This is a genomic window from Streptomyces sp. NBC_00435 (genome assembly GCF_036014235.1).
Taxonomy (GTDB): domain Bacteria; phylum Actinomycetota; class Actinomycetes; order Streptomycetales; family Streptomycetaceae; genus Streptomyces.
In genome coordinates this window covers 3,362,981-3,375,048 of record NZ_CP107924.1, presented here as the reverse complement: position 1 = coordinate 3,375,048, position 12,068 = coordinate 3,362,981, and the positions used below count along the sequence as shown (strand labels likewise).

The 12,068-nt window shown below is 73.8% G+C and carries 9 protein-coding genes; 6 read left to right on the top strand and 3 right to left on the bottom strand.

Features of this window, described 5'->3' with window-relative positions:
- Window positions 1–23: 23 nt before the first annotated feature.
- Complete coding sequence (locus tag OG389_RS15435; protein WP_328299059.1) at window positions 24–443, bottom strand: antitoxin; 420 nt, start codon at window positions 441–443, stop codon at window positions 24–26.
- 142 nt (window positions 444–585) lie between these two features.
- Here OG389_RS15435 and OG389_RS15430 point away from each other — a divergent pair, with 142 nt between their 5' ends.
- The 3 genes from OG389_RS15430 to OG389_RS15420 all read left to right on the top strand — a co-directional run bounded on the left by OG389_RS15430 (window position 586) and on the right by OG389_RS15420 (window position 4,957).
- Window positions 586–2,709 (top strand): N-6 DNA methylase, encoded by a 2,124-nt coding sequence (locus OG389_RS15430; RefSeq protein WP_328299058.1) that lies wholly within the window; start codon window positions 586–588, stop codon window positions 2,707–2,709.
- 134 nt (window positions 2,710–2,843) lie between these two features.
- Window positions 2,844–3,452, top strand: a complete 609-nt coding sequence (locus OG389_RS15425; RefSeq protein ID WP_328299057.1) for a hypothetical protein — start codon at window positions 2,844–2,846, stop codon at window positions 3,450–3,452.
- Complete coding sequence (locus OG389_RS15420) at window positions 3,449–4,957, top strand: serine/threonine-protein kinase (protein WP_328299056.1); 1,509 nt, start codon at window positions 3,449–3,451, stop codon at window positions 4,955–4,957. The genes OG389_RS15425 and OG389_RS15420 overlap by 4 nt, the downstream gene beginning before the upstream one ends.
- Before the next feature lie 176 nt (window positions 4,958–5,133).
- On the opposite strand, the gene OG389_RS15415 is transcribed toward OG389_RS15420, so the two are convergent.
- Window positions 5,134–7,518 (bottom strand): YfhO family protein, encoded by a 2,385-nt coding sequence (locus tag OG389_RS15415; protein WP_328299055.1) that lies wholly within the window; start codon window positions 7,516–7,518, stop codon window positions 5,134–5,136.
- Window positions 7,519–7,695: 177 nt separating this feature from the next.
- Here OG389_RS15415 and OG389_RS15410 point away from each other — a divergent pair, with 177 nt between their 5' ends.
- Window positions 7,696–8,316 (top strand): SurA N-terminal domain-containing protein, encoded by a 621-nt coding sequence (locus tag OG389_RS15410; RefSeq protein WP_328299054.1) that lies wholly within the window; start codon window positions 7,696–7,698, stop codon window positions 8,314–8,316.
- Window positions 8,317–8,344: 28 nt separating this feature from the next.
- Window positions 8,345–9,334: a nucleoside triphosphate pyrophosphohydrolase gene (locus OG389_RS15405; protein WP_328299053.1), complete on the top strand. Its 990-nt coding sequence runs from the start codon at window positions 8,345–8,347 to the stop codon at window positions 9,332–9,334.
- A 29-nt stretch (window positions 9,335–9,363) separates the two neighbouring features.
- Here the strand turns inward: OG389_RS15405 and OG389_RS15400 are convergent, their stop codons facing one another.
- Window positions 9,364–10,548 carry a globin domain-containing protein gene (locus OG389_RS15400; RefSeq protein WP_328299052.1) on the bottom strand — a complete coding sequence of 395 codons (1,185 nt, stop codon included), beginning with the start codon at window positions 10,546–10,548 and terminating at the stop codon, window positions 9,364–9,366.
- A gap of 199 nt (window positions 10,549–10,747) precedes the next feature.
- On the opposite strand from OG389_RS15400, the gene OG389_RS15395 reads away from it, so the two are divergent.
- On the top strand, window positions 10,748–12,013 hold the full coding sequence (locus OG389_RS15395) for a cytochrome P450 family protein (RefSeq protein WP_328303808.1): 1,266 nt from the start codon (window positions 10,748–10,750) through the stop codon (window positions 12,011–12,013).
- Window positions 12,014–12,068: the final 55 nt, after the last annotated feature.

The following is a 12,068-nucleotide window of genomic DNA, read 5'->3' as shown; positions in this document are numbered from 1 at the left end:
GCCGTTCGCGTTTCCGCACGGGGTTACTTCTTGGGGTCTTCGTCGATGCCGAATTGCTGTTCCATCGCTTGCTGGGCCTGGTCGACCTTGTCGGCGTACTTGTTGCCGGTCTTCTCGTTGACCTCGGCCTCGACGTTGTCGGAGATGTCCTTGGCCTTGTCCTTGGCCTGGTCCTTGAACCTGCTAAAGATCCCCATGTCTCGGGCTCCTTCCGTAATCCCGTTTGCGACGCTACGCGCGTTCTGGGCGATTCGCCCGCTGGGGACGTCGGGGCTCTCGTTGGCGATGATCGAGTCGGGGCCGCCGGTGGCGTCCTTGGCGCGCTCCCAGTAGCGGTTGTCGTTCTCGCCGTTGCCGGTCGAACGGTAGGTGCCCGGCTTGGCGCCGCAGCCCGTCAGGACTTTCTGTCGGGCGGTCCAACTGGCGTGCTGAATCCGGGACACGGGTGTTCCTGCCTCATCTGGTGGTCTTGTCCGGGTCGACCATCGCTACTGGCATTGTGAACCGAGTCAACTGACTTCTGCAGGATTGATGAATTCACGCTGTGAATCGGTCCCTCGCCTTCGCGGCCGCTACACTCGCGCCATGCCGGAGCAGACGCCCCCCACCGAGGCCCCAGCCACCCCCACCGCCCCAGAAGTCACCGCGGCGGAGATCGCCAGGCTGGCCGGGGTCGGACGCGCCGCCGTGAGCAACTGGCGTCGACGCCACGCCGATTTCCCCCGGCCCGTCGGGGGGACGGAGACGAGCCCCTCCTTCGCACTGCCGGACGTCACCGACTGGCTCCGGGCCCAGGGCAAGCTCGCCGAGGTGCCGCTGCGCGAGCGCGTCCGGCAGTACGTCGCCGGCCACCCCGGCGGCTCCGTGGCCGCGCTCGTCAAGGCCGGGAGCGCGCTGCTCCTCGTACGCGACCGGCCCAGGGAGTGGCTGGAGGCCACCGCCGTCTCCGACGAGCGGATGGCCGTCCTGCTGGCGCCCGCCCTGGACCGGGTGCTCGCCCTGCGGTTCGGCCCCGCGCACCCGCTCGCCGCCGCCGCCCCGCCGGCCACCGCGATGCCCTTCCTGCGGGCCACCGCCGAACTCGCCGCCGAACTCGGGACCCGGGGCGCCTTCGAGTTCCTCCTCGGCCGCCACCTCGAAGCCAACCCCCGCCAGTACACGCTCACTCCGGACGGGCTCGCCACCCTCATGGCCGCCCTCGCCGGACCCTCGGTCCAGAGCGTCCTGGATCCGGCCTGCGGCACCGGCACCCTGCTGCGGGCCGTCCCCGGAGCCGCTGTCCGCTACGCGCAGGACAGTTCGCCCGAGCTCGCCTCCCTCGCCGCCCTGCGCCTCGCCCTGCACGCGGACGCCCAGGTCCGCGCGGCCGCCGCCGACAGCCTGCGCGCGGACGCCTTCCCGCCCCCCGGCGCCGAGCGGGTCGACGCCGTGCTCTGCCACCCGCCGTTCAACGAACGCAACTGGGGCCACGAGGAACTGGCCTACGACCCGCGCTGGGAGTACGGACTGCCCGCCCGCGCCGAATCCGAACTCGCCTGGGTCCAGCACGCCCTGGCCCACCTGCGCGAGGGCGGCACCGCCGTCCTGCTCATGCCGCCCGCCGCGGCCACCCGCCGCTCCGGCCGCCGCATCCGGGCCGACCTGCTGCGCCGGGGCGCGCTGCGGGCCGTCGTCGCCCTCCCGGCCGGCGCCGCGCCGCCCTACGGGATCCCGCTCCACCTGTGGGTGCTGCGCCGGCCCGCCCCGCAGGCGGCGCCCCCCTCCGGGCTGCTCCTCGTGGACACGGCCGCGCTCGGCGCCGAGGGGCCGGGACGGGCCGGGTGGTCCGCCGTGCACGGCGCGGTGGAGGAGGCCTGGACGACGTACGAGCGCGGTGGCGCGGCCCCGGAGGTCCCGGGAGTGCGCCGTGTCGTGCCCGTCGTGGACCTGCTCGACGACGACGTGGACCTGACCCCGGCCCGCCACCTGCCGCCGCCCGCGGCGGGCGGCGGTGTGGCCGAGCTGGCCGCCGTACGGGACCGGCTCGACGCGACGCTGACCCGCGCGGCCCGGCTCACCCCGCCGGCCCCGGCCCCGGCCGACGACTCCGTCGATCCGGCCGCCGGCCCCGGCCCCGCCGCCCCCGCCGACCCGGTGGCCGGTCCGCGGGCCCGCCCGGCGCCGACCACCGTCGGTGAACTCGTGCGCGCCGGAGCCCTGCTCCTGCACGCGGGGACCGGCAGCGGCGCGGGCCGGGCCCCCGTCCTGACCGAGTACGACGTGAGCACCGGGACAGGACCCTCCGGGACCCTGGCCGCCACCTCGGACGAGCCGCTGCTCACCGAGCCCGGCGACGTCGTCGTGCCCGTCACCGGCGGCGCGGGCACCGCCCGGGTGATCGACGGGGCCACCGCGGGTGCCGTGCCCGGCCGCGGGCTGCAGCTGCTGCGCGCCGACCCGGCCGCGCTGGACCCCTGGTTCCTCGCCGGTTTCCTGCGTGCCACCGCCAACAACCGCCGCGCCAGCAGCCATGCCTCCACCACGGCCCGGCTCGACGTGCGCCGCCTCGAACTGCCCCGGCTGCCGCTGGCCGAGCAGGAGGTCTACGGTGCGCGGTTCCGGGCGCTCGCCGAGTTCGAGGACTCCCTGCGGCTGGCCGCCCGGCTGGGGGAGCAGCTCGTACAGGGGCTGTACGACGGTCTGTCGGACGGTACGGTCCGGCCGGATTGAGCGCGCGCACCGCGCGGGTCCGCCCGCCGGGCTGCGACCGTGCAACGGTTGGGCACATCCCCTCACTCCCGGCCGGAAACGCTGTATACGCTCAAGGCCCGAAACATCCTCCGCACGGCCCGTCAGGAGCAGCGATGCACGGCCCCGGCACCCCGCCGCCCCACGGACACCAGCCCAGCACCGGGGGCGTGGTGGCGCTCCGCGTGCTGTTCACGCTGCTGCCCTTCCTGAGCTGCGGGTTCCTCGCCTGGGGGACGATGCTGCGGCTCGCGCTGGTCACCCGCAAACCCCGGGACTGGTGGCTGCTGGCCGCCACCGGCGGGCTCGAAGTCTTCTGGGTGGCGCTGATCGGCGCCGACCCGACCCCCGACACGAGCGGCTGGCAGGGCAACACCGGGGCGTTCGGCACGATCCTGACCGGCTTCGCGGTCTGCGCGTACTACCTCGTCGCCGACATCCGGCACTACGAGGCGCACAAGGCCGGACCCGCCGCCGGGTGGTACCCGCCGCCCGCCGCCCCGTACCTGCCGCCCCAGCAGGCCGGGTCCTCCTACGGGTACCCGCAGACCCCGCAGCAGCCGCACCAGCAGCAGCCGCACCAGCCCGCCCCGCAGCAGGCCCCGGAGCCCGCGCCCGCCCCGACGCCGCCCCCGCGCATCGGGCAGGTCCGCGCCGAACTCGACGAGCTCAGCGAGCTGCTGCGCCAGCAGCAGCCGCCCCACAACGAAGGCCCCCGCCCGTGACGGACCGGCTCATCGGGGACCGCTACCAGCTCGCCACCATCCTGGGCCAGGGCGGCATGGGCCAGGTCTGGACGGCGTACGACCGGCGCCTGGACCGCCGCGTCGCGGTCAAACTGCTGCGCCCCGACAAGGTGGCCGGCCCCGGCTCCGTCGCCGACGAGCTGCGCCGCCGCTTCGTGCGCGAATGCCGGGTCACGGCGCAGGTGGACCACCCCGGGCTGGTCACCGTGCACGACGCGGGCAGCGACGGCGACGAGCTCTACCTCGTCATGCAGTACGTCGAGGGCGCCGACCTCGCCGACCACCTCGCCGAGCACGACCCGTACCCGTGGCCGTGGGCGGTCTCGGTGATCGCGCAGCTGTGCTCGGTGCTGTCGGCCGTCCACGCGGTGCCGATCGTGCACCGCGACCTGAAGCCGCGCAACGTGATGGTCCGCCCCGACGGGACCGTGCTGGTCCTGGACCTCGGGGTCGCCTCGGTGATGGACACCGACACCACCCGCCTCACCAGCACCGGTTCGCCGATCGGCAGCCCGGCGTACATGGCGCCCGAACAGGCCATGGGCGGGGCCGTCGGCCCGCACACCGACCTGTACGCGCTCGGCGTCGTGCTCTACGAACTCCTCTCCGGCAACGTCCCCTTCGCCGGATCCACGGCGCTCGGGGTGCTCCACCGGCACCTGTACGAGCCCCCGCTCCCGGTGCGCCAGTTGCGCCCCGAGGTCCCGCAGCAGCTGGAGGCCGTACTCCTGAGGCTCCTGGCGAAGGACCCGCAGGACCGGCCGGCCTCCGCGCAGGCGGTGTACGCGGCCCTCGCGCCGCTGCTGCCCCATCACGGTTCGGGCGCCCCCACCGGGCCGCTCGACCCGACCCGGCCCTTCCTGCGCCCGCAGGCCCCCTGGCCCGACCGGGCCACCGTGATCCCGCCCCGGCCCGCCACCCCGCCCGCGCCGCCGAGGCCTGACGTCCCGGCCGCCGTCGAGGAGGCGAAGAAGCTCCTGGACCAGGGCATGCTCACCCAGGCCGTGGACATCCTCGGCGGCATCCTCCCGGCCGCGGCCGAGCAGCACGGCGAACACTCGCCGGTGGTCCGCTCCCTGCGCAAGCAGTACGCCGCCACGCTGATGGACGACGGCCAGTACCGCCGGGCCCTGCCCGAACTGCGCCGGCTCGCCGAGGAGTTCCCGGCCGGTGATCCGAGCTCCCTGCGCTTCCGCTACGACGCGGCCCAGTGCCTGGAGCAGCTCGGCGAACCGGCGGCCGCACTCGCCGAGTACCGCGCGCTGCTGCCGCTCTTCGAGAACCACTACGCGAACCCGGACCCGGGACTCCCCCTGGAGGTCCGCCGCCGGATAGCTCACCTGCTGCTCTCCCTCGGCGACCGGCCGGCGGCCCACGACACCCTGGCCCGCCTCCTCTTCGACGCGGAACGCCTGCACGGCCCCGCGCACCCGTTCTCCGCGGAGGTCCGGCGGGCCCTCCAGTGGCTGGGGCAGGTGCGCTGACGACGCCGGTGCGGGGGCCACCCGCCTCCGCCGCACCCCGAGTTCGCGGAGCCCGGCGCGTTCGGCGCGCCCGTCGTGCCCGCCGCGCCCGCGAAGAAGAGCGGCAAGGGTGCGAAGTTCCTGCGGGTGGTCGTAGCAGTGGGACTCGGAGAAGTTCGTCCTCTGCCTGGGCCCCGTCAAGTAGCGGTACCGGCAGCACCCGCAGCACCCGCGGCGCGCCGAGGGCCCCTCCGCGGCAGGACCCGCAGGGCCAGGAGCACCAGCAGGGCCGACCCCGCGGCCGCGAGGCCCGGGGCGAGGCCCGGCGGGCGGAAGGTGCAGGTCACGGTGGTGGTGCGTCCGTCCAGCGGGATCGCGACCAGGCCCAGGCGGCTGGTGGCCGGGCGGCCGTTGCAGCTCCATCCCGCGATGGCGGGGGCGGAGAGCACCGCCGTGCCCGTACTGCCCGCCGGAAGCACGGCGCGTACGCCCGAGGAGCCGGCCCGCACGGACACCGCGGCCGTGGCGCGCAGCCGCGCGACCGCCGCGGTCAGCCGGGGACGGTCCAGGCAGGACAACTGCCACTGCGCCGGGGCGTCCTGCTCGAAGACCAGGGCCGAGGGCGGGCCGTGCGAGACGCCCATGGGCTGCAGGGCAGCCCTGTTGCGCGGCGGGTTCGCGTTCAGCCGGAAGGTCGGTCCGTCCGCCAGGCGGGCCGTCGCGTTGTACTGCGGGGCCCACAGGAAGGCCTCCGTGCCCGCCCGGCAGACGCCGGGTGCCAGCGGATCCTCGTAGACCCGGGCACCCAGCAGGAGTTCCTGGTTGGCGAAGGGCGAGTCGCCGAAGACGGGCTCCGGGCCCGGCGGACGCGTGGTGACCAGCGGCGGGACCTCGGCGCGGACGACCGTGCCGTCCGGCCGCAGCCGGGCACCGACGGCGAAGGCGGCGTCCGTGACCGGGTTGTCCAGGCTCTGCACGTTGCGCCCGCGCGAGGTCCAGCCCGCCCCGAGGGCCACCATGGTCCGGGTGAACAGGTCCGGGGTGTGGCTGCTGTAGTACGCGCCGCCCTCTCCGCCCAGCAGCATCGGGTCGTTGCCGGTCAGCGCCGGGCGCCCCGCGTCCGTGCGGTACGCGGGCCAGCCCTCGGCGCCCGCCAGCGCCCGCGCACGCGCCGTGTGGGCCCGGCCCCACACCGGGTAGTCGTCCAGGCCGGCCAGTTTGCCCTTCTCCCCGAACGCGGTCGTCGCCGCGGCCTGGGCCAGCAGCACCAACGCCAGCACGCCCGCCGCCGGGAGCGCGAGGCGTCGGTGGCGCAGCGCCCACCAGCCCGCGGCCGCCAGGGCCAGGCCGCCGCCGAACAGGGCGAGGCCCCACACCGTCGCCAGCCCGCTCCCGCTCGCCGCGAGCGCCACGGCCACCAGCACGCCCGCGCCGCCCGCCAGCGCCCGCGGCCCCGGCACGCCGGCCGTCAGTCCCGCCCAGGCGGCGATCACGACGATCCCGGCCAGCACGAAGGTCTGCCGGTACGGGCTTCCGTTCGGCGTCGCGAAGAGGTGCCAGGCCAGGTGCGTCGGCATCCACTGGAAGGACAGCAGCACCAGGAGGACCAGCCCCGCCCAGGCGAGCCGCGCCCGCCCCGCCACGGCTTGGTGGAAGGGCAGGGCCGCCACCAGCAGCAGGGTCCCGGTGCCGATGAAGAGGGCGGGGGTGGAGAAGGAATAGGTGGCGGGCAGCAGCCGGGCCAGCAGGTCCTGGGTCCCCACCGGCCGGAACGGCTTGAACCACCCCGGGTAGGCCTGCTTCGAGCTGAGGAAGAGGGGGACCAGGACCGGCGCCGACAGGGCGATGCCCAGCACGGTGGCCAGTGCCGCCCGCGCCAGGACCCGTACGCGCGGACCCACGCCCTCCCGGGTGAGCAGCACCCGCACCAGCAGGACCAGGACCGCGCCCAGCGTCGCCATGTAAGCGGTGTAGAAGTTCGCCGTCCAGCAGAGCGCCACCACCACCGCCCCCGCCACCGGGCGGCGCGCGCGCAACGCCCATTCACCCGTCAGACACAGGAGCGGGAAGGCGATCAGCCCGTCCAGCCACATCGGGTTGTACGAGGCCTCGATCACCGACCACCCGCACAGCGCGTACGAGGCCCCGAGCAGCCCCGCCGCAGGGACCGGGCCGCGCCGTTGGGTGCGCAGCAGCCAGGCCATCGCCGCCGCCGCGGCCGCCGTCTTGAGCACGGTGACCACGTACACCGCGAGGTCCACGTCCTGCCGCGGGAAGACCCCCACCAGCATCGCGAACGGGCTGGTCAGGTACGTCCCGAAATCGGGCAGGAAGCTGCTCCCGTACCCGGACTGCCAGTTCAGCAGCAGCCCGCCCGCGGCGCGCCCGTGCAGCAGGTCCCACAGGTGCGCGTGGAAGGGCACGAACTGATTGCCGAGGTCGTTGACGCTGCGGTGACGGGGCCCGTACGGGAAGACGCGCGCGACCGCGTCCCCGGCGCACACGGCCACCGTCGTGATCAGGGCGGCGAGCGCCGAGCCGAGCAGGCCCGGGCGGCGCGGGGAGGGGTGCGGAGTCGGCATGGTGGCCCGACCTTGGCACTGCCGGTGGACCGAAGGGTGGCCACCGGGTGAACGCGAACTCCAACACCCCCGGAATCGTTGGTCGAACAGGTGGCTCCGGCCACCTCCACTGCATAACATCGATCACCGCACGGCCCTTGTGCACCGAAGCACAATCTCCCGGCCCTGGAGGCTCCTTTGCACCGTCGCACAGCGCTCTCCGTCTCCGCCGCCCTGCTCCTGGCGGCCCCTCTGCTGTCCGCGTGCTCGGGCGAAGCCCGCCCCGGCACCGCGGCCGTGATCGGCGGCGAACGGATCACCACCTCCGCGCTCCAGGCCCAGGTGAACGACGTCCGCTCCGCGCAGAACCGTTCCGAACACTCCGCCGAGCTGATCGCGGCCGTTCCCCAGCTGGACCGGGTCAAGCTCAGCACGATGCTCCAGAGCCGCATCCTCGACCGGATGGCGCAGGACGCGGGCATCACGGTCACCCCCAAGGAGCTGGAGGAGGAGCGCAAGTCCTACGACCAGAACAACCGGGGGGCCGAGGCCTTCGAGGAGGCGATCCTGCAGAAGGCCGCCATCGCCCCCGACCAGATCGACCGCTGGGTCCGCGACCAGGTGCTGTTCAGCAAGCTCAACGCCAAGTACGGCGAGGGCAAGCTCGCCGAGCCCGCCTCGAAGGCGGCGACGAGGCTGGGCATCCAGGTCAACCCGCGCTACGGCGCCTGGGATCCCCAGCGCGTCACCCTCGGCGAGTCCGAGACCCCCTGGATCACCCAGGTCACCCGGCCCGAGCAGCCCCCCGCCGGGGCCTGAACCGGCCGCCCGGAGGTAGGTTCGGAGGGTGACTGACGACGTACCCTCCGAGCCCACCGGCCGCATCGTGCTGCTGACCACCAGCCACCGGGTCGCCCCCGGCGTGCTGTCCTGGCCGGCCTGGCGGACCCTGCACGCCGCGGACCGGGTGCTGTGCGCCGATCCGGGCCACGCCCAGCTCCCGTACCTGCGCGAGGCGGGCGTCGACGTCGCGCTGGAGTCCCCGGACGCGCAGGCACTGATCGAGGAGTGCGCCGGCGGGCGCACCGTCGTCGTACTCCTGAGCGGCGAGGGCGACCGGCGGCTCACCGACGGCCTGTCCCGCTTCGCCGGATCGGGCCGGGTGGCCGTACCGGACCTGGAGCTGCTGCCCGGCTCTTACGATCTGCCGGGCGCGCGCCTGCTCGACCTCGTCCAGGTGATGGACCGGGTCCGGCGCGAATGCCCCTGGACCTCGAAGCAGACGCACGAGGGGCTGGTGAAGTACGCCATCGAAGAGGCGTACGAGCTGGTCGAGGCCATCGAGGACGGGGACCGCGAGGAACTGCGCGAGGAGCTCGGGGACGTCCTGCTCCAGGTGGTCTTCCACGCCCGCATCGCGGAGGAGGGCGGCCCCGGTGAGGAGGACGAGCCGTTCTCCATCGACGACGTGGCCGGGGCCCTCGTCGAGAAGCTGATCCACCGGCATCCGCACGTCTTCGGCGACGCCACGGCGGAGACCCCGGAAGACGTGAACGCCCACTGGCAGCGCACCAAGCAGGTGGAGAAGCAGCGTGAGTCCGTGACCGACGGGATCCCCCTCGGCCAGCCCGCTCTCGCGCTCGCGGCCAAACTCGCCGGCCGGGTCCGGGCGGGCGGCGTGGCCGTGGAACCCCCGCACGGCGAGGGCATCGGCTACGAACTGCTGGAACTGGCGGCGCGCGCCGAGGCGGCGGGCACCGACCCCGAGACCGCGCTGCGCGCGGCGGCCCGGGTCTACCGGGACGCGATCCGCGCCGCCGAGGGCGTCGGCGAGTAGCCCTCGGTCGCGCCGGAAGGGTCCGCCGCTCAGTACTCCCGGGGCGCGCGGCCCGACGGGTTGTGCCAGTGCGGGTCGGGGCGGTTCAGGAACCACTCGCCGAAGCCCATCGGCCGGTTCCCCTGGCTCTGGCCGTTGCCACTGACGGGTACGGAGTCGTAGAAGATCCGGTCGGGCCGCGCGCCGAGTCCCTCCAGGAGGTACGCGGTCTCCTCGATGAACTGCGGCGGACCGCTGAGGTAGACGTCCTGGTCGGGCCAGAGCCCGCGGTTGCTGAGCGCGGTGGCCAGCCGGCCGGTGGCCTCGTTGCGGTGCTGCCCGGGGGCGGGGGTGATGTAGGTGACGCTCAGCCAGTCGAAAGCGGCCGCGCACTCGTCTATGAGCGGGCGGTCGTAGAGGTGGGCGGCGTCCCGAGCGACCACGAAGAGGCGTACGTCCTGATCGGGAGGGTGGTCCGCCAGCTCCTCCAGCATGGCGCGGATCGGCGCCCATCCGGTGCCGGCGGCTATGAAGCTGACCGGGCGGTCCTCGCGGAGGAACGTCATCTGCCCGCCGGCCGCCCCGAGCCTGAGCACGTCCCCGGGCCGCGCATCGCGGACCAGGGCGGTGCTGAGCCGGCCGCCCTCTATCCGGCTGACGTGGAGGTCAACCGTCCCGTCGGGGCGGGGCGCGTTCCCGAGGGAGTACGTGCGCCAGGTCGTCGGGACCCGGTCGCTGCTCACGCTCGCGTACTGGCCGGGGAGATGGGGGAAGAGGGCGTGCGGGCGGAGGGTGAGGACGGCGATGTCCTGCCCGTACAGCAGGTGGCGTACGACTTCCGCGTCCCACCAGGGCGGGTCCTCGCTGGCGGCGGCCCCGGCCATCATCGTGTCGGCGATGAACTGATACGCCTCTGACCAGGCTTTTTCCGCCTGTGGGTGCCAGGCGGACCCGGAAGCCTCGGCGAGCGCCGCGATGAGGCTGGTGCCGACGGCCGCGTAGTGCTCGGGGCCCGCCAGGAACTTGCGGTGGTCGCGGCCGAGGTCGCGCAGATAGGGGACGAGCGTGTCGTTCTCCAGGTGGGCGATCACATGGGTGAGCGCGGCGAAGAGCCGGTCCCGCTGCCGCTCCATGTCTTCGAAGGAGGCCGGGAAGAGCTCACGGACTCCGGGGTTGTGCCAGAAGAGGTGGGAGTAGAAGAACTTGACCGCGTGCTCGGCCCGTCTCTCCACCACCGCGAAGCTGCTTTTCAAGATCCTCACATCCACAAAACCGAAAGTAGGAATGCCGGGGAACGTGAGGTCAAGCCATGGTGGATCTACGGACAGCCGCGACAAACGCCGTATTCGGGGCGCCGCCTTCCGGGCGGGATACGGTCTCCAGGTGCCTGAGCAGACCCCCGCAGCCCCAGAAGAGCCCGCCGCCGCCCACTCCGTGGACGGGCCCGCCGCCGGCCGCCCGGCCGACGGATCCGGTCCGACCCTGTTCGACTGGGAGTTCGCGACCGACCCGTACCCGGCGTACGCCTGGCTGCGCGAACACGCGCCCGTGCACCGCACCAAGCTCCCCAGCGGGGTCGAGGCCTGGCTGGTCACCCGGTACGCCGACGCCCGCCAGGCCCTCGCCGACCAGCGACTCAGCAAGAATCCCGCCCACCACGCGGGATCGGCGCACGCCAAGGGCCGGACCGGGATCCCCGGGGAGCGCAAGGCGGAGCTGATGACGCACCTGCTCAACATCGACCCACCGGACCACACCCGGCTGCGCCGGCTCGTGTCGAAGGCGTTCACCCCGCGCCGGGTCGCCGAGTTCACCCCGAGGGTGCAGGAGTTGACCGACCACCTCATCGACCAGTTCTGCGAGAAGGGGGAGGCGGATCTCATCCACGAGTTCGCCTTCCCTCTCCCCATCTACGCCATCTGCGAGATGCTCGGCGTACCGCGGGAGGACCAGGACGACTTCCGCGACTGGGCCGGCATGATGATCCGGCACGGAGGCGGCCCCCGGGGCGGAGTCGCCCGGTCGGTCAAGCAGATGCGGACCTACCTCGGCGAGCTCATCCACCGCAAGCGCGACGACCTCGGCGACGACCTGATCTCCGATCTGATCCGGGCCAGCGACCACGGGGACCACCTGACGGAGGCCGAGGCCACCGCGATGGCCTTCATCCTGCTGTTCGCCGGGTTCGAGACCACGGTCAATCTGATCGGCAACGGAGTCCACTCCCTCTTCATGAACCCGGACCAGCGCGAGCGCCTCCAGCTCTCCCTCGCGGCCGGCGAGAGCGGACTGCTGGCCACAGGTGTGGAGGAGCTGCTCCGCTACGACGGCCCCGTGGAGCTCGCCACCTGGCGGTTCGCCACCGAGCCCGTCGCCCTGGGCGGCCAGGAGATCGCGGTCGGCGATCCGGTCCTCGTCGTCCTCGCCGCCGCCGACCGCGACCCCGAGCGGTTCGCCGACCCGGACACCCTGGACCTCTCCCGGACCGACAACCAGCACCTCGGATACGGGCACGGCATCCACTACTGCCTGGGTGCCCCGCTGGCCCGCCTCGAGGGGCAGACCGCGCTCGCGACCCTGCTGACGCGGCTGCCCGATCTGCAACTGGCCGTGGCGCCCGAGGAGCTGCGCTGGCGTGGCGGGCTCATCATGCGGGGGCTGCGCACGCTCCCGGTTCGTTTCACACCCCAAAACGCCTGAAACGGGCCTAAGCGGAAGCGAGTTCCGGTCCGAACTTGTGACAGGCGTTCGAAGG